At 68.7% G+C, this 17,472-nt stretch carries 17 protein-coding genes and 1 pseudogene; 11 read left to right on the top strand and 7 right to left on the bottom strand.

Annotated elements, in window-relative coordinates:
• Window positions 1-11 precede the first annotated feature (11 nt).
• From M2157_RS04330 to M2157_RS04315, 4 genes are all read right to left on the bottom strand, one after another.
• On the bottom strand, window positions 12-710 hold the full coding sequence (locus M2157_RS04330) for a type 1 glutamine amidotransferase domain-containing protein (RefSeq protein WP_280864472.1): 699 nt from the start codon (window positions 708-710) through the stop codon (window positions 12-14).
• 24 nt (window positions 711-734) lie between these two features.
• Window positions 735-1,127, bottom strand: coding sequence for a nuclear transport factor 2 family protein (locus M2157_RS04325; RefSeq protein ID WP_280860459.1), 393 nt, complete (start codon window positions 1,125-1,127; stop codon window positions 735-737).
• 55 nt (window positions 1,128-1,182) lie between these two features.
• Window positions 1,183-1,788: a flavodoxin family protein gene (locus M2157_RS04320; RefSeq protein ID WP_280863690.1), complete on the bottom strand. Its 606-nt coding sequence runs from the start codon at window positions 1,786-1,788 to the stop codon at window positions 1,183-1,185.
• Window positions 1,789-1,894: 106 nt separating this feature from the next.
• Window positions 1,895-2,806, bottom strand: coding sequence for an alpha/beta hydrolase (locus tag M2157_RS04315; RefSeq protein WP_280864471.1), 912 nt, complete (start codon window positions 2,804-2,806; stop codon window positions 1,895-1,897).
• Window positions 2,807-3,732: 926 nt separating this feature from the next.
• Here M2157_RS04315 and M2157_RS04310 point away from each other — a divergent pair.
• Window positions 3,733-4,602, top strand: a complete 870-nt coding sequence (locus M2157_RS04310; RefSeq protein WP_280864470.1) for a helix-turn-helix transcriptional regulator — start codon at window positions 3,733-3,735, stop codon at window positions 4,600-4,602.
• 82 nt (window positions 4,603-4,684) lie between these two features.
• On the opposite strand, the gene M2157_RS04305 is transcribed toward M2157_RS04310, so the two are convergent.
• Entirely contained in the window at window positions 4,685-5,350 is a 666-nt protein-coding gene (locus M2157_RS04305; RefSeq protein WP_280860456.1) for a TetR/AcrR family transcriptional regulator, read from the bottom strand.
• 345 nt (window positions 5,351-5,695) lie between these two features.
• Between M2157_RS04305 and M2157_RS04300 the strand changes: the two genes are divergently transcribed.
• The gene (locus M2157_RS04300) at window positions 5,696-6,643 is read left to right on the top strand and encodes an NADP-dependent oxidoreductase (protein WP_280860455.1); all 948 of its coding nucleotides are present in this window, start codon (window positions 5,696-5,698) and stop codon (window positions 6,641-6,643) included.
• Window positions 6,644-6,800: 157 nt separating this feature from the next.
• Here the strand turns inward: M2157_RS04300 and M2157_RS04295 are convergent, their stop codons facing one another.
• Window positions 6,801-7,256: a MarR family transcriptional regulator gene (locus M2157_RS04295; RefSeq protein ID WP_280860454.1), complete on the bottom strand. Its 456-nt coding sequence runs from the start codon at window positions 7,254-7,256 to the stop codon at window positions 6,801-6,803.
• Window positions 7,257-7,328: 72 nt separating this feature from the next.
• On the opposite strand from M2157_RS04295, the gene M2157_RS04290 reads away from it, so the two are divergent.
• The 4 genes and pseudogenes from M2157_RS04290 to M2157_RS04275 all read left to right on the top strand — a co-directional run bounded on the left by M2157_RS04290 (window position 7,329) and on the right by M2157_RS04275 (window position 11,113).
• A complete protein-coding gene (locus M2157_RS04290) occupies window positions 7,329-8,120 on the top strand; it encodes an SDR family NAD(P)-dependent oxidoreductase (protein ID WP_280860453.1) in 792 nt (263 codons plus the stop codon).
• Between the two features lie 149 nt (window positions 8,121-8,269).
• Window positions 8,270-9,805: an aldehyde dehydrogenase family protein gene (locus M2157_RS04285; protein ID WP_280864469.1), complete on the top strand. Its 1,536-nt coding sequence runs from the start codon at window positions 8,270-8,272 to the stop codon at window positions 9,803-9,805.
• 81 nt (window positions 9,806-9,886) lie between these two features.
• Window positions 9,887-10,210, top strand: a pseudogene (locus M2157_RS04280) (aldo/keto reductase); the annotation flags it as partial.
• A 318-nt stretch (window positions 10,211-10,528) separates the two neighbouring features.
• Window positions 10,529-11,113: a TetR/AcrR family transcriptional regulator gene (locus tag M2157_RS04275; RefSeq protein ID WP_280860451.1), complete on the top strand. Its 585-nt coding sequence runs from the start codon at window positions 10,529-10,531 to the stop codon at window positions 11,111-11,113.
• 10 nt (window positions 11,114-11,123) lie between these two features.
• Here the strand turns inward: M2157_RS04275 and M2157_RS04270 are convergent, their stop codons facing one another.
• A complete protein-coding gene (locus M2157_RS04270) occupies window positions 11,124-12,824 on the bottom strand; it encodes an FAD-dependent monooxygenase (protein WP_280864468.1) in 1,701 nt (566 codons plus the stop codon).
• Window positions 12,825-13,102: 278 nt separating this feature from the next.
• Here M2157_RS04270 and M2157_RS04265 point away from each other — a divergent pair, with 278 nt between their 5' ends.
• The 5 genes from M2157_RS04265 to M2157_RS04245 all read left to right on the top strand — a co-directional run bounded on the left by M2157_RS04265 (window position 13,103) and on the right by M2157_RS04245 (window position 17,454).
• On the top strand, window positions 13,103-13,630 hold the full coding sequence (locus tag M2157_RS04265) for a hypothetical protein (protein WP_280860449.1): 528 nt from the start codon (window positions 13,103-13,105) through the stop codon (window positions 13,628-13,630).
• Window positions 13,627-14,370 (top strand): hypothetical protein, encoded by a 744-nt coding sequence (locus tag M2157_RS04260; protein WP_280860448.1) that lies wholly within the window; start codon window positions 13,627-13,629, stop codon window positions 14,368-14,370. Before M2157_RS04265 ends, M2157_RS04260 begins: the two co-directional genes overlap by 4 nt.
• A 38-nt stretch (window positions 14,371-14,408) precedes the next feature.
• Window positions 14,409-15,398 (top strand): hypothetical protein, encoded by a 990-nt coding sequence (locus tag M2157_RS04255; protein ID WP_280864467.1) that lies wholly within the window; start codon window positions 14,409-14,411, stop codon window positions 15,396-15,398.
• On the top strand, window positions 15,398-16,501 hold the full coding sequence (locus M2157_RS04250; protein ID WP_280864466.1) for an alcohol dehydrogenase catalytic domain-containing protein: 1,104 nt from the start codon (window positions 15,398-15,400) through the stop codon (window positions 16,499-16,501). Before M2157_RS04255 ends, M2157_RS04250 begins: the two co-directional genes overlap by 1 nt.
• A 65-nt stretch (window positions 16,502-16,566) precedes the next feature.
• The gene (locus tag M2157_RS04245; RefSeq protein WP_280864465.1) at window positions 16,567-17,454 is read left to right on the top strand and encodes an NmrA family NAD(P)-binding protein; all 888 of its coding nucleotides are present in this window, start codon (window positions 16,567-16,569) and stop codon (window positions 17,452-17,454) included.
• The last annotated feature ends 18 nt before the right edge of the window (window positions 17,455-17,472 follow it).

The raw sequence follows: 17,472 nt of genomic DNA, 5'->3' as shown, positions 1-17,472 counted from the left end.
CAGCTGAGTCGTCAGCTCAGTGCCTTGACCAGTTCATGAGCCAGGGGAACGGCCGAGCCCGGGTTCTGGCCCGTGTACAGGGTGCGGTCCACCTCCACGTGCGGGGCGAACGGCTCGGTCTCGCGGTAGTCCGCGCCGAGTTCGCCCACGAGGCGGTCCTGCAACAGCCACTTCGCGCGGTCCGCGAGACCGTTGAGCTTCTCTTCGGCGTTGGAGAGGCCTGTCAGGCGGTAGCCGGTGAACGGGGACGTACCGTCCGGGCCGATGGTGGCCAGCAGCGCCGCGGGGCCGTGGCACACCAGCGACACCAACTTGCCCGAGGCGAGCCACTCCGTGAGCAGCTTGCCGGAGGCGGCGTTGTCGGGCAGGTCCTCCATCGGGCCCCAGCCACCGGGGTAGAACACGGCCACGTAGTCGTCGATGGTCACGTCCTCGATGCGCATCGGGTCGGCCAGCTCGGTCGCCTCGCGCAGGGCGGTCCGCATGCGCTGGGCGCCTTCCTCGCCGCCGTTGAACTCCGCGGTGAGGCTGAGCGCATCAGCGGTGGGCGGCACGCCACCGGGTGTCGCGGCCGCGATCTCGTATCCGGCCTCCTTGAAGACCTGGTACGGGCCGATTGCTTCCTCGGCCCAGAAGCCGGCCGGCTGCCGGGTTCCGTCGGCCAGCGTCCAGTGGTCGGACGCGGTGATCACGAAGAGGATCTTCGCCATGGGTGACTCCTAAGGGGTGGGGGCTCAGCCCTTGAGGGCTTCCTGGAGGACGTGGCTGTCGGCGGCCTGCCGCATGCTCACGGCCTTGCCGTCGCGGACGGTCCACAGATGGATGAACCGGACGTCGGCCTTGTTCCCGGTCTTCGTCTCGGCGTGGTAGTGCCCGAACACGAAGACGTGGCCTTCGTCGTCCGCGTAGAACTCCTCGGGCACCGCGCCGAACGACTCGTAGCTCGGCATCGTCCTGCCGAAGAAGTCCTGCGCCGCGCTGGCCCAACCGTGGTACACGCCGCTGTTCGGGAAGCCGGGGGTGATGTCCCACACGAGGTCGGGGGCCATGACCTCGCTGGTGACCTCCGGGGACATTCCGGACTCGTACAGCCGGCGGATGAGGGCGAGGCTGGGGGAGTCGGACATGGTTCGCTCCTTGAGGGGGGGGTGCTGGATCGGATGCGGAAAGAAGGTCTCGTGATCAGGTGGCGAGAGCGGCCCGCCCTGCGCGGAAGACCGCGGCCTGGCGCGCGACGCGCGCACCGAGGTGCTCCGCGGTGGCGATGTCCGACTTGTGGACCGCTTCCGGTCCGGCGTCGGTCGGGCTCTGGGCGCCGGCGCCCATGAAGAAGCCGAGCCGGTTGATGTCGTCCTCGCTGCCCGTGGTGGAAGCCCAGCCCGGCATCAGACCCAGGCTGATCCAGTGCATGCCGTGCTGGGCGGCCAAGGTGGCGAAGTAGCCCAGGGTGGACGACTTGTCGCCGCTCTTGGCACCGGAATTGGTGAAGCCCGCGGCAAGCTTGTCCGCCCAGACATGGGAGAACCAGCGCTTGCTGCTGGCCTCGGCGAACGCGTGGAAGGCCACGGAGGCGGTACCCATGTACGTGGCGGCACCGAAGATGATCGCGTCCGCGGCGTCCAGCTGCGCCCACTGCTCGTCGGTGATGGTGTCCACGGAGATCGAGACCACCTCGGCGCCGGCTCCCGCCGCGCCACGCGCTACGGCTTCGGCGACGACAGCTGTGTGGCCGTAGCCCGAATGAAACGCAATGGCGATGGTGGTGCGGTTCGAATGGGACACGGCGATCGGGCTCCTCGAGAGTGTTTGCTCGGTGTGTGACCGAGCATTGCATCGGAAGAGCACGCTGTGAGGGGTAAGAAATTTTCCCCTGCCTATGACGCGTTGTGGACCACTAGAGGATGGTGAAGAACTCCGCCATCTTGGGGATCGCCTGGTCCACGTACTCAGGCACGTCGTACAGGGCGATATGAGTCGCACCGTCGACGACGAACAACTCCTTCGGCCCCTTGGAAAGCTCGTAGGCCTGGTCGCTGAAGACCTTTGTGTCCGCCTTGCTCCCTGCGATGAGGAGCAGCGACTGGGTCAGCAGTTCCGGGATCTGGTCGAACGCCGAGAAGGCGAACATCTTGTCCATGCTGGTCAGCAGGAAACGGCCCTTCGAATTGGGGTGCTGACCTCGCGGGGTCCGGTAGTAGTCGTACCCTTCGCGCAGGAGATCCGGCGTGCCTTCGTTGATCTCCTCCAGCGTTTCCGGGACGAACGGGGCGTAGAGAGGCTGTGCTCCCCTTGCTTCGGCCGTGCGCTGCTGGGCGACCATTTCCAGCGTGCCGATCTGCTCGGCCACCGGGGACAGATGCCCCAGGAAGCCCCTGGAACCCTCGCCCATCGGAGCTGCGCTGACCGTGGCCACTGCCTTGAAGCGACGTTCGGTCTGGGCCACGCTGATGGCGTAGCCGCCGCCGGCGCAAATGCCGAAGACGCCCATTCGCTCGGAGTCGACGAACGGAAGAGTGCTGAGGAAGTCGGCTGCACAGCGAGCGTCTTCCACCCGGGTCGTCGGGTCTTCCAGGAGACGGGGTTCACCACCGCTCGCTCCTTGGTAGGAGGAGTCGTAGACGACGGTGACGAATCCGTGTTCAGCGAGCCTCTTGGCGTAGTGGCCGATGGTCTGTTCCTTTACGCCGCCGGCGGGATGAATTCCGACGAGTGCCGGATATTTTTTGTCTTTGCTGAAGTTTTCTGGCAGATGGAGATGTCCCGCAATCTCTACTGCCTTGTTCCTGAACGAAACGGTTTCGACCATGGCGCGTGCCCCTTTCGTGGCCTCGTCCGCTGTCGGGCGGCCCTCAGATCCTGATCTGCCGAAGCTCGGCATGTCCGCTGGTGGTGGGGGGAGGGATTTTTCCCCTGGGGACCACTCGCTGGGTAAGTACCACTCGACCGCGTCGCCGACGCCTTCGCGTTCCGCCTGCCGCAGGGAAATGCCGAATGGCGGTGACGTTCGGAAAACAATTACTGTCCTGAGTTGGTGATCCCAGCTTCTTTGGGTAAGTGTTCTCCGTGGGTCGATCCTGGTTGCGGGCCGTGGGTCGACCCTGCCGCCATCGTGGGAAGCCGCAAAGGGGAGAATTCCATCCTGGGAATGGCTTATCCAGGGGAGGAATCCTTACCCCCTCGCGCAGACCGAGCGGTGCGACACTGACCGTCATGACCGGCGACGCGCATTTGAACGAGCTGGGAGAACGCCGGGAGCCACCAGGCGGGCTCAACTCGGCCCTGCGCGCCTTGAGGAGGTCGCCCTGCGTGCAGCCAGAGTTGCGCCGCCTGCTCGACGACCTCATCGCTCCCCCCGGCGTGGTGATCAGGCGCCAGTGGTGGGGAGACCACCTCGTTGCGTCCCGCACCATGCGCACCAAGAGGTTCCACCGTCCCAGTCGCCGGCGAACTCGCCCGCGACTGGGACACCCTCCCCCTGCAGGGCGGATCCCGATCAGGAACTCGTCTCTTGACGGCGGAGCCCGCCACGCCGTCGTACGACGGACTGCGCATCCTCGCCGCATGGGCCGCCATTGGCTCGGCGAGTCCGTAGCCTTTCGGGTCACCCGACCTACCGCCTGATCACCGGGCATTCATGACCTCGCTCACTCAAGAAAAGCAAAGGCGACGGCCCAGAACCTGGGAGAAAACTCTCCCCCTCACTTTTCGGTTGAGCGCTGCGAGACTGCTGCTATGTACAGCAAAGCGCGTTTGCCCGAACTGGGAGAATTCCTCAAGGTGTGCCGGGCGCAACTCAGCCCGCGCACCGTGGGTCTGCCTGAGTCCCGGGCGCCCCGGCGAGTGCCGGGGCTTCGCAGGGAGGAGGTCGCCCAGCTCGCGGGGATCAGCACCGACCGCTACACGCGTTTGGAACAGGGGAGCGTGCCCGTGCCGACCTCGGTGCTCACCACCCTCGTTCGCGTCCTGCATCTCGACGATGACCAGCGTGACCACCTGTTCGCCCTGGCCGCGGGAGACGAGTGCGCGCCGCGCCGCCGACCGGCGCAGAAGGTCCCGCCGCAACTCAGACGTCTCCTGGACGAGCTGACAGGGACTCCCGCGCTCGTCCTGGGTCGGCACATGGACATCCTGGCCTGGAACGCTCTGGCAGCCGTTCTGCTCACCGACTTCGACAGGGTCCCCGAGAAGAAACGCAACTACGCCCGGCTGCTCTTCACCGACCCGGGCTTCCGGGAGCTCTACCTCGACTGGAGGACGATCGCCCGGAGTTGCGTCGCCCAACTGCGCCTGGAGGCCGCCCAATGCCCTGGCGACCCCGAGTTGACCGCACTCGTCGGCGAGCTGTCGGTGGCCGAGGTCGACTTCAGGCAGTGGTGGGCAGGCCGCCAGGGGCCCCGCCTGCAAATCAGCACAAAGAGGCTGCGCCATCCGGTCGCCGGCGACCTCACGCTCGACTGGGACAGCCTGACCTCGACGGTCGACCCAGCACAGCAGCTGGTGATCATGACCCCTGAGCCCGGGAGTCCGTCCCATGACGGACTGCGCTTTCTCGCGTCGTGGACTGCTGCCCCGTACCAGCAGGCGCGGGATGCGACAGCATGACCGAAACAAGGCAGACGGCTGGCGTCATCGTGCGCTTGTTGTTCGTGTACTTCGTAGAGCTCGGCCGCACTCCGCCGGAGGTTCACTTCTTGGGCGCGTTCCACAGCTCGCTGAGTTCTGCCCAGTCCGGAGCCGGGCTCTGCAACGCGGTGGGCCCGTCGGTGCTTGACGTGTGCAGTCCGGCGAGGATCAGGTCCAAGTAGCGCAAGTGGAGCGTGGTGGCGCGTTCGTCGGTGACGGGGATCCGCGCGGTGAGGTGTTCGAGCAGCAAGGGCACGTCGGCGGAGGTGAAGTCGGCGCGCAGCACGCCTGCGCGGTGGGCGCCGTCCACCAGGTCGTCGAGGGCGGCCCGGAGTTGGCCGGCGGCGGCCACGATCTCCTCGGTGGCCGGCAGCCGGCCACCCACCAGCGGGAGCAGCGGACCGCCCGCGCCCTGGGCCGAGAGCGCGTCCCGCAGGAAGCGGGCGAAGGCCGCCCAAGGATCGGGCTCCTCGGCGAGGGCGGTGCGAGCCTGGGTGACGAGCTGTTCCATCCCTACGATGCGCATCCGCTGAGCCAGCAGTTCCTTGCTGGGGTAACGGCGGTAGAGGCTGCCCATGCCGATGCCCGCCCGGCGGGCGATCTCCGAGACGGGGGCGTCCCAGCCGAGCTCGGCGAAGACTTCGCGCGCAGCCTGCATGAGGCGGGCGTCGTTGCGGTCCGCCTCTCGCCGGCGGCCGCGCGCTCTACCGGTCTGCGTGTCACCCATGGACAGGTATTTTCCTCTACCGGCGCGCCACGCCGTGCCCACCGTCGACGGTGAGCACCTCGCCGGTGACGAAGGCTTCCTCGTGGACCAGCCTCATGGGCGACCAAGCGGGCGCCCGCGTTGCCGACAAGGACGTCCAGCGACCCTCAGCCGCGGAGCGCTCCAGTAGTTCGGCCGTGGTGGAGTCGTACACGTCGGCCTGCGCGGTGAAAGCTCGCCGCCGTCGACTTCGATATGTCCTCCCGAGTCGGCTGATCGGTCGCCCTACATCGGAGCGGAGCGCTCCGCTCAAAAAAACAGCCAAGAAGGGGAATCGACCTTTCCCGCGCCGCGTTGTCCTGCGACATGAGCGAAGCAGTAGTAGCGCGTGCCTACGGTGGTCCCGAGGTGCTGTCGGTGATCGATGTCGCCGTAGCGGAGCCCGGGCCGGGGCAGGTGCGCATCGAGGTCCGCGCCGCCGGCGTCAACCCTTTCGACCACAAGATGTACAGCGGCCTCTTCGGAACCGATCCGGCGAACCTGCCGATGCGGCTCGGCGCCGAAGCGGCCGGTGTGGTGACCGCTGTCGGCGCCGACGCGACCGGCCCCGCGGGCCCGATCCGGATCGGCGACGAGGTGATCGCCTACCGGGCGCCCGGCGCGTACGCCGCCGAAGTCCTCGTCCCGGCCTCGTCGGTGGTGCCCAAGCCCGCCGCTCTCTCCTGGGAGCAGGCGGGAGGACTGATGGTCACGGGCGTCACCGCTGTGCACGTTCTCGAAGCGATCGGCCTGCGCGAGAACGACTCGGTGCTGATCCACGGCGCCGCGGGTGGCGTCGGCCTGATGGCCGTGCAACTGGCCGTCGAGCGCGGCGCGAGGGTGCTGGGAACGGCGAGCCCGGCCAAGCACGACGTACTGCGCGACCTGGGTGCGATTCCGATCGCGTACGGGCCGGGTCTGGCGGACCGGGTGCGTGCGGCAGCGCCGCAGGGCGTCCACGCGGCTGCCGATCTGGTGGGCAGCGACGAGGCGGTGGACGTCTCGGTGGAACTGGTGTCGGACCGGTCCCGTATCGCGACCGTCGCGGCGTTCGGACGCGGGGCCGGAGCCGGCATCAAGCTCCTGGGCGGCGGGCCCGGCGCGGACCCCGGCACGGAAATCCGCGCTGCCGCGCGCCTGCAGCTCACCGAAGCCGCGGGGGCCGGGCGACTGCGCGTCCTGATCGCCGCCAGCCATCCGCTGCGCGAAGCCGCCGCGGCGCATCGGCAGATCATGACCGGGCATACGACGGGGAAGATCGTCCTCGTCCCGTGACCCGACCCCCGACTCCGACTGCACCGGCGGCTTCGTCCAGATGACCGTGGCCGCCGACGCATGAGTCCCGGCGTGGACGAGATCGTCGTACCGATCTCGTCCGAACCCGACGCCGTTCGTCCCCTGACGCACAAGCGTGGCCTGTACGACGACGGGCTCAGGCGTTGCGCACCGTCTTGCTCACATGGTCGAGCAGCGTCCGCAACTGCGCGCTCTCTTCCGGTCCCAGTCCTTCGATGATGTGGCGCTCGATGTCGGCGATCACCTGGTCGGCCGCGCGCAGTGCTTCCCGTCCGGCGTCGGTGAGGTGCAGTTCCTGCACGTGCCGGTGGCGCGGGTGCTCGCGCTTCTCCAGCTGCCCGCGGCCTTCGAGGCGTGCCACCAGTGAGGCGATGGCCTGGGGAGTCACGTTGAGGCGGCGGGCCAACTCGGCGCCGGCCAGCCCCGGTTCGCTGTGCACCGAGATCAGCAGGGTGTAGTGCGCGGCGGCCATGCCCAGCGGCCGTAGCCGCTGTTCCTTGAGTGTCTGTACCGCCAGTTCCGCGCGGCGCAAGGCCCAGGTCACCCGGTCGAGCGCGCCGAGCCCCACAGGCTCCTCGTCATCACGTATCACCTGCCAAGGGTACGACACTTCATAACTATCAAGCGTTTGACAGGAAGATAACGCTTGAGGCACGCTCGACGTATGACTCGCACGATCGCTCTCATCACTGGCGCTTCCTCCGGCATCGGCGCCGAATACGCCCGTCTGCTGGCCGACGACCACGACCTCGTCCTGGTGGCGCGCCGCGCGGACCGGCTCGGCGACTTCGCTGGGGAGCTCCGCGCCCGGGGTGCAGCCGTGGAGGTGCTCCCCGCTGATCTCGGTACCCACGAGGGCATCGCCGCTGTCGCCGGTCGCCTCGCCGCAGGGGACGTGCGCCTGCTGGTCAGCAACGCCGGCGCCGGCGGCTACGCCCCGCTCGTCGACGTCGACCCCGCCGACATCGACCGCCTGCTCACCCTCAACGCCGTGGCCCCCGTTCAGCTGGTCCGCGCCGCGCTTCCCGGAATGCTCGCCGCCGGGGAAGGCGCGATCATCACGGTGGCCTCGCTGCTGGCCTTCAGCGGGGGGCTCGAGGGTCCTCGCCCACCCCGACGCACTCTCTACGCGGCGGCCAAGGCCGCCACCGTCGCCTTCACCCGGACCCTCGCAGGTGAGCTGGCCGACACGCCCATCCGTACGCAAGTGCTGCTGCCCGGCGTCGTGGCCACGGAGTGGAACAAGGGCGTCGGCCGCGACATCCCCTGGGCGATGACCCCGCAGGACGTCGCCTCGGCCAGCCTTGCCGGGCTGCGCCTGGGGGAGACGGTGTGCACCCCTGGTCTGGAGGACCAGGCCGCCGCCCTTGAAGCCCTGCTGGCCGCGGAGTCCGCTCTGCTCACCGGCGGCAACCAGCCCACCCCCGCGGCTCGCTACCGCGGCCCGCAGGCGTAGAAGCCGGCGCCTCCTCGGCGCTGCCCCCGGCCCGGCCGCGGGTCGCCCTCCGACGGCTGCGCCACGTCCGCCGTCTGCCCGCGCCCACTGCAGTCCAGCGGCCACTCGTGCCGAAGACCACGCCCAGACACCCAGACAGGGGAAGACCCATGACCGACAACGCTCCGACGATCACACGTGACGGCGTCATCGGATACGACGCGACCGAGATCGTCACCATCGACCAGGCCACCGGAGCCGAGTTCGCACGTTATCCCGTGGCCGGCAAGGAAGAGGCGGCCGCGGCCGTCGCCGCCGCACGCTCGGTCACCGCGGCCTGGTGGGACCTCGGCTTCGAGGGACGCGCGGAGCGGCTGCGCGCATGGCGGCGGCAGATAGCTTTGAGCGGTGAGGAGGGCGCCGCGCTCATTCACGCCGAGAACGGCAAGCCCCTCGACGACGCCCGCGTGGAGGTGCTCGGGACTCTCGAGCACCTGCAGTACGCCGCTGACAACGCCGCGCGCGTCCTGGAGCGCCGGGAGGTTCCGGCCAGTCCCACCACGCCCAACCAGCGTGCGTGGGTCGAGTACCAGCCCTACGGCGTGGTCGGCGTCATCGGCCCCTGGAACTTCCCCCTGCTCACTCCCGCGGCCATCCTCGTCGACGCGCTCGCGGCCGGGAACGCCGTGGTCCTCAAGCCCAGCCAGATCACGCCGGGCGTCGCTGAATGGCTCGTCCGAACCTGGCAGCGTGCCGTTCCGGAGCTGCCTGCCGTCCTGCAGAACCTGAACGGATACGGGGCCACGGGCCAGGCGCTCATCGAGGCCGGCCTCGACAAGCTCGCGTTCACGGGCAGCGTCGCCACGGGCAGGACGGTGGCCGCCCAATGCGCGCAGACCTTGACCCCCGTTCTGCTGGAACTCGGCGGCAAGGACGGCGTCATCGTCGCCGAGGACGCCGATCTGGACGAAGCCGCCGCTCACGTCGTGTGGGGCGCCATGCAGAACACCGGGCACGGTTGCATCAGTCTCGAAGTGGCCTACGTCGTCGAGTCGGTGCACGACGAGTTCGTCCGGAAGATCAGCGAGCTTGCCGGGCAGGTACGCGTCGGCAGCGACGAGGATGCGGAGATCGGTCCCGTTTCGCTGCCGAGCCAGACCTCGATCATCCGCGAACACATCCGGGACGCTCTGGAGCGCGGGGCGACAGCCACCGTCGGCGGCCTCGACGCGGTGGGTGACCGCTATGTCGCCCCCACCATCCTGGTCGGAGTGGCCCCGGACTCCCTCGCGGCGACGGAGGAGACGTTCGGGCCGACGCTGGCGGTCATCAAGGTCGCCGACGCCGATCAGGCCGTCGCTCACATCAACGCCGGCCGGTACGGACTGGGCAGCGCTGTCTTCAGCCGCGACCGTGGCGAAGCCATCGCCCGTCGCCTCCGCGTGGGAATGACCAGCATCAACGATGCACTGGTGTTCTCCATGAACCCCGCGGTGCCCTTCGGTGGTCGCGGCGACAGCGGTTACGGGCGCAAGCAGGGGGAGGAAGGACTGCGGGAGTTCGCCTACGCGCACTCCTTCACGGCCAAGACCGGCCCCGCTCAGTTCTCCGCCTCGACCTTCGGCAGGCCACAGGGGGCCATGGCGGGAGCCCTCGCCGGCGCCCGTAACAGGATCCTGGCCGAGAACGGCGAGAAGTCGGACTGATTCAACTCACGGCGCCGACGGACGTTTTGGGCCGGGCCCGGCCCGCCACAGGTCCCTTCACCAGGCGGGCCATCGACCGGCCTCGCCCCGGTCGTGGCGGTGCAGAACCAGTTCCACGCCGCCAAGCGCGACGACGTGGAGCTGCTGGCCGCCTGCCAGGAGGCCGACATCGCGTTCGTGCCTTTCTTCCCGCTCGGTGGCGGCCGGGAACTCGACGACGAGCGGCTGACCAAGGTCGCGGCCCGGCATGGTGCCGCCGTGTCACAGATCGGCCTGGCCTGGCTGCCGGCCTCCTCGCCGGTGACCCTGGCCATCCCTGGCACTGGCTCTGTGTGGCACCTGGAGGACAACATGGCCGTCGCCGGGATCACCCTCAGCGAAGAAGACCTCGCCGACCTTTCCTGACGTGCGAGGGCTGTAGGCACTCCTCAATCAGAATCGTCAAGGCCACACACCCCCCGTCTCAGGCGCTCGCCTGTGCACAGCGGATCGCGGCCACGGAGTTCGCCAACGCCTCGATTCCGCGGCTGAGCATCCGGTCCCTCACCGCGGTGAACATGTCGTCCTTCGACGAGTAGCACCGGTAGACATTGCCTCGGGCGTCACCTGCTCCCGCGCTCGCCGGGGGCCTGTGGTCTCAGTACTCACTCCTCCTGAGCAGGTCGCGACCTGCCAGGTGTCTAGACTCACGTGAGATGTGGTGAACTCATGGGAGGAGTCGGGATGCCGCGGAACCGCCAACAGATCCCCCGGGAGGAGCGCACGGGTGATCTGCTAGCCGCGGCCACTGAGCTCTTTCTGGCGAAGGGCTACGTCAAGACCACGATGGCGGACATCAGTGCCGCCGCCGGCGTGGCCCGGGGCAACGTCTATTGGTACTTCGACTCCAAGGACCACATCTTCGCCGCCGTCATGAACCGCATGCTCAGTCGCGAGATCCGCATCCTGAACGAGGAGCAGGCCGGTGCCGACCCACTGAGCCGCCTGGTGCGCGGGCTGTCCGACATGCGCTATTCACGGCCGCTCCACCAGGCCATGCACGACCGGCTTCCTCATTCGGAGGAAGTTCGCGAGGCCCACAACACCTTCCTGAACTGGATCGTGGGACTGGTCGACGAGCTCATGGCCGAGCGCGGCCTCGATCAGGCTCCTGGCATCGATGCCGCGCTCGTCCGCGATGTCGCGATCGCCGTGTTCGAAGGGGCGAACGTGCCCAACGACCAGAACAGGCCTGCCCACGAGATGATCCGGTTTCTGATGGAGTCCGTCCTGGCCAGGTGTGCGGGGCCCCAGGGGCGGAAGCGCTGAGAGCGGTACCTCAGACGAGGTGAGCCCCGACTCCCGCTGATACCGCCCGTCGCGCACCGGGCGCTTCCCCGTCCGGAGGCGGGACCGTCGCCCCGCGGAGCATGTCGAGCACGGCGACGGGATCCGCGGGAGCCTGCCGACCCCGCCAGCCGACGTGGCCGTCCGGGCGGACGAGTACGAGCGGCCGCTCGTACAGCTCGGCGGCGGCCGGGTCGGTGAGGCGCAGCACCGTCAACGGCACACCACATCGGCGGGCGGCCTTCACCAGCGGCGTCGGGTCCGCGGAACCCGATACCACGAGCGTGAACCCGCGTCCGAAGTGGTCGAGCACCGAACTGCCGTCGGGCAGCCAGACGTGCGGTGCGCGGCAGCCGGGCCACGTCGACGGCACGTACTCGTCCGGCTCGTCGGGCGGCTCCGGACTGCCGTCCGGCACGCAGATCGGGGAGCCGCTGTAGCGGTAGCCGAGCTGGACGCCCGTGCAGCGGAACTCCTTGGCCCGGGACCGGCGGATCTCCTCGCCCATTTCACGTCGGAGCCGTTCGCCTTCCGCGTCCATGCGGTCGAGCACGGGATCGGGGGCGAGCCGCGCGTCGGCCCTCCAGTTGCTGGAGGCTTCCGTGACGTTGCGGACGGCGATCGGCCGCCGCTCCTGTTCGTAGCTGTCCAGGAGCGCCGGGCCTCCCCACCCCTGGAGGGTCGCAGCGAGCTTCCAGCCGAGGTCCACGGCGTCACCGATCCCGGTGTTGGCGCCGAAGCCGCCCTTGGGCCACAGCAGATGCGCCGCGTCGCCCGCGAGGAACACCCGCCCGTCACGGTAGGTGCGGGCCACGACGCAGTGTCCGCTCCAGGGCTGCGCAGCGAGGATCTCCACGTCGATCGGCGCTCCGGCGGCCTCGCGTATCCAGGCCACAGCGTCGTCGGGGTCGGGCTCCTCGTCCAGGTAGACCGAGAGCCGCCATTCGTCCACGCCGTTGACGACCGTGATGTACGGCCTGCGCGCCGACGACAAGGTGTGGATCTGCACAGCGGGGCCGCCCAGCCGCTCCCGCAGCAGGTCCAGCAGTTGCGGCGCACGGAAGTGCACAGCGAAGTTGTGCCCCTGGGCGAACATGCCCTCGAACTCGATGCCGAGTGCCCGGCGTATGCCGCTGCGGCCTCCGTCACAGGCCACCAGGTACGTGCCGGCCAGTGTCTCGGTCGCACCGCTCGCCACGTCGCGCACCACGGCCAGGACACCGTCCGAGTTCTGCTCCATCGTCTCCAGACGGGTGCTGTACCTGATCTCGACTCCTGGCAGTTCACCGGCCGTTCGGGCGAGCAACGGCACGAAGGAGAACTTGGACAGGAACGCGGGACCCTCCGGCGTCAGGGGGGTGTACACGCCCGAAGACCGGTTGGTGACCCCGTAGTCGAAGTCGGCGAGGACGCGCCCCGTGGCGGAGGTGGCGAACACCGTGCGGTGCGGGTAGTCGGGGGCGGGTGCCGACTCCGTGCGTGCTTCTTCCGCGCAACCCCAGCGGCGCAGGTGTTCCATGGTGCGTGAAAATATCGCCTCGCCTGCTGGAAAGGGCACGCGGCCGTCGCCCTGATCGATCACGGTGACCGGTACGCCTCGCCACCCCAACTCGGTCGCGAGGGCGAGGCCCACAGGACCTGCTCCCACGACTAGGACGCGCCGGGATCCGGCTCTCTCGTGCTGGTCAGACATAGAAGATCTGCCTTCCTGAGCAAGGGTCGGACCGCTCATGGCCCCATCTCTTGAACCGGGGTCAGAATTGCACGCAGATGCCATTGCATGGAAGACCTGGCAAAACACAAGACTTTTGACAGATCATGTGCGGTGCTACGCTCGTCTCAGGTTCAAGAGATGGCGATGGTCGCGGAGACTCCCGCTGATCAACACGATGCCGGGAGCCACTGCCTGGCCCTGGGCCTCACCTCAAAGTCGCTGCACCTCACCGTTTGACGGGCAAGGAGGCCCTCACGATGACGACGACTCCCCAGACCGAGGCCGGTACAGAGGCCGGCGGGACGCAAGCCGTCGCGCTGCAGCTCTCCGAGCTGGTGCTCAAGACGGCGCGCTATGACGACCTGGCCGCCTTCTACGCCCACGTCCTCGGGCACGGCCCGTTCTACGAGCGGACCCCCGACCCGGTGGCCCCGCCGCGCCCCGCCGGCATGCCCGAGCGGGCGGTCGATGTCCGGCTGGGCTTCTTCCGCATCACGGACGCTCCGCACAGCCAGGTGTTCGCCCTGTTCGGCGTCGAAAGCCTGAGCGAGACGGAGTCCTCCGGACCCGGCCTGCACCACTTCCAGTTCGGCGTCAGCACCCTGGGAGATCTCATCTCCCAGCACCAACACATGGCCTCCATCGGAGTGCGCCCGCACCGTGCGGCCAACCACGGCCAGGCACTGCGCGTGATCGACCGGGCGCCTCGGAGGCGGCATTCCAGCCGGAGAAATGGCGCCCTCACCACACAGTTCCGGCAGGCCACGGAGGACATGACGACATGAGTACACAAGCCAAGGACGACTTCGGCGGCGGAGACCCCTGGAAATACGTCCAGCCGTGGGACGAGGAGCGTTTCGGTCCGGAGATCAACGACGTCAACCAGCGGGTGAAATGGGAAATGGCCATGGCCATCGCCGGTGGCCTGCCGTACATCTGGCAGGAGCTGGCGCGGCCGATCTCCGAGATCGTCTACGGTCTGCTCGAACTCCGTGCCGGAGACCGGGTTCTGCTGATCGGTGAGGGCATCGCGCCCGCCGGATGGGTCGAGGACATGCAGGCCATTGTGGGGCCGGACGGCGTCATCGACAGCGTGGAGATCATCAAGGACGGCCGAAACGCCGTGCTGGGCAAGGTCCCCGGCCGGAACGGCCAGATCGGCTGCTGGCGCTGGTCGTACACGGACTCGGTGGACGACGAGGCATACGACTGCGTCGCCGTGCTGCAGGCGACGCAGCACTGTGACGACTGGCACGAGACGGCCGCGGACCTGCTGCGGGTGATGAAGTCCGGCCGGCGCATCGTGCTGGCCGAAGCGGTCTTGAAGGGAGCGACGTTCTCCTCCCGTATCAACTCCGACGTCCACCTTCGGCAGTGGTTCGACAAACTCTTCGCGCACGTCCCCGTGGACGACATTCCCTACTACTCCGGAGAGCAGATCCGCGAGGCGTTCGGGGACAAGGTCGACAGCCCTCAGCTGATGGAATGGAAGGGCATCGAGATGTACTGGGGCCGAAAGAGGTGACCACCCAAGGACGACCACCCAAGGACAAGGAGGTCCCCGTGAGTGTCGTAGAAGACGTCATGGTCCTGGGCTCCGACCATCCGTTGCGCAGTATCGTCCGCGACGAGCATCTGCTGCTCTCGCCGCCGCATGCCCCGAAGGTGCCCGTCAAGCTGTGGGGGGAGCACGCGCCACTGACCGTGGTGCACTACCCGCAGCAGTACGAGCCGGAGGCGTTCGCCCCGCCGCGCGGTGTCTACGAGAACGACGAGATCCGTGTCGAGTGGCAGAAACTCGACGGCCGGCAGCCGTTCTACCACCGCAACTGCGACGTCGACGAGATCTCCTACCAGATCGGCGGCGAGCGGACCCTGATGTCCGAACTCGGCGTGATCGAGTTCCAGTCAGGCGAGTTCTCCCGCATCCCGCGCGGCGTCGCCCACGACAACTACGGCCGTGAGGACAGCCACCTGCTGTTCTACATTCCCGCACCGGTCACCGAACTGGCGCCGGCCCAGCGGGAGTCCGGGCCTGTGTTCCCGCCGTTCCCCGGCTGGCAGCCCGGCGAGGCCAACGAGGCGATCACTCAGTGCATGGCCGCGGCCGGCCACGACATCACCGTCTTCGGGGTCGACGAACAGCTCCTGCTCGAGCAGGTGCACCAGGAGGACCGGCGGATGGCGGTGCTGCGGGCCGATCCCGGTCAGGACGTCAGCTGGCTGTACACCACCGATCGCATCCGCCTCGGCATGGTCACCACCAATTCCGGCGGGCAGCGCCGCTACCGGCGCACCCTCGACGCCGACGAGATCCAGTACCAGGCCCATGGTCACCGCACGCTGATCACCCAGCGGGGCATCGTCGACCTCGAGCCGGGCGACTTCGTGCGCATCCCGCTCGGCATCTCCCACACCAGCGTCGTGACCGAGCCCGGTGACTACGTCAGTCTTCTCTCGCACCAGGAACTGCCCCAGGTCGCCGAGACCGCGCGTACGGCGGATGCCTACACCCCCCAACGGCTCCCGAGCTTCACCGTGGAGGTCCGCTGATGGCCACGATGCTTGCCCTGCGAGCGCACCAGGGTGCCGAAGCACTCGTCCTGGAGGAGGTGCCCGTCCCCGAGCCGGGTCCGCTCGACGTGGTCGTGAAGGTCGCCTCCGCCGGACTGGCGCCGGGCATCATGCGCCTGCTGCGGATGGGGGCGCTCAAGCATCTGCCCACCACACTCGGCCACGAGGCCGCAGGCGTCATCTCCGCCATCGGCCGCGATGTCACGGGCCACGCGGTCGGCGACCGGGTGCGGGTGCACCCCCTGCTGAACTGCCGAGAGTGCGACTACTGCCGTACCGACCGGGACATGATGTGCGCCCAGCAGGCCATGCTCGGCCACGCCGCCTTCGGCGATGCCCCGATGCCCCTGTACGAGCGGTATCACGACGGCGGACTCGCGGAGTACGTCCGCGTCCCGCACTGGCTGATCGATTCCCTGCCCGACTCCGTCGGCTTCGACGTCGCGGCCAAGATCCAGGATCTGGCCAACGCCGTGCGCGCACTCAAGTGCGCCGACCTTCCGGAACGGTCCACCCTCGTGGTCACCGCCGCGACCGGCACCATGGGAACCGCCACGGTCAAACTCGCGGAGCACTTCGGAGTCGCCCGCCTGATCCTCGTCGGCCGCGACGCCGAGCGTCTCCACCGCGTCGCCGGGCTCGCCGACGGCATACCGGCCAGCGTTGTCCCACTCGGCGAACTCCCTGAGAACTGGGCGACCGACGGCTCTCTCACCCGTCGGCTGCGCGAGTTGTCACCCGAGGGAGCCCATGCCGTCATCGACTTCATCCCGGAGGGTCCCGCCCTCGGCCAGGCCATGGCCGGCATGGCCACCGGCGGCACCCTCGTGCACATGGGCGGCAACTCCACCCCGCTGGCGCTGCCTCCCATCGCCCTGATGATGCATTGCTGGCGCTTCGTCACCACGCGCGCCTACACCCGCCGGGACGCGACGGATGTCCTGCGTCTGCTCGCGACGGGCGCACTCACCGCCGACGAGCTCATCACCCATCGCTTCCCGCTCACCGAAGCGCTCAAGGCGATGGACGCGATACAGCAACGCGTCGACGACCCCATGTGGATGACCGTGATCAACCCCTGATCCGACGCACGCGCGCGTCACGGCTCCGCGGAGTCACCTCAGAACAGCGAGAGGAAGCCGGGAAAGTGTCCGAATCAGAAGCCGTACGCAGCCAGGAGCCGCCCCTGATCGCGGTGATCGGGGCGGCCGGGCTCTGCGGTACGTATGTGCTGGAGGCCGCGCTGCGAGCTCCGTTCCGGGTCCGGGCCGTGGTGCACGGCCCGGCAGGGCGGGAACGAGTGGCGGCCCTGGGCGTGGACGACATCGTCGAGGCGGATCTGGAGAAGCCGGACAGCGTCCGGCAGGCGCTGGAGGACGCAGACTTCGTGTTCATGATTCCGCCGGCGTTCCACCCGGAGGAGGACGTGCTCGCGATCAGGGCTCTTGAGGCGGCTGAGCAGGCGGGCGTCCGCCGGTTCGTGTACCTGTCCGTCCTCCACCCGCACACCCCCGGGCTGCGCCATCATCTGCGCAAGGCGAACGCCGAGGCCGCCGTGCGGGCCTCGGGGCTGAACTGGACGATTCTCCAGCCCTCGATGTTCGCGCAGATCGTCCTGTCGACGTGGGGGAGGGCTCCGGCCGGCCCCGTCGCGGTGCCGTTCAACGTGGACAACGAGTTCTCGTTCATCGACTTGCGTGACCTCGGGGAAGCCGGCGCCAAGGTGCTTTCCGAGCCAGGGCACGACTCGGCGACCTACGAACTCGCGGGCCCCGCCCTGACCTTGGCGGAGGCGGTGCGTTTCGCCGGGCGTGCACGCGGAGTTGATCTGGAGGCGAGGACGGTGGACTGGGCGGACGCACCGCTCCCGCGGGGAGTGGCCGACTCCGCGTCCCGGGCCTCGGACATGCGCGCCATGTGGCAGGACTATGACCGGCACGGCCTGCGCGGCAACAGCAACGTCCTGCGGATGCTGCTCGGCCGTGAGCCCGCGTCCTTCGAGGAAGCGGCCGCCGCGTTCGCCGCGCGAGGCTGAGCGCCGCAGCGGCCGCGC

It is taken from the genome of Streptomyces sp. SAI-127, assembly GCF_029894425.1.
Taxonomy (GTDB): domain Bacteria; phylum Actinomycetota; class Actinomycetes; order Streptomycetales; family Streptomycetaceae; genus Streptomyces.
The sequence above is the reverse complement of the archived record's forward strand: the minus strand, read 5'-3'. Positions and strand labels throughout refer to the sequence as shown.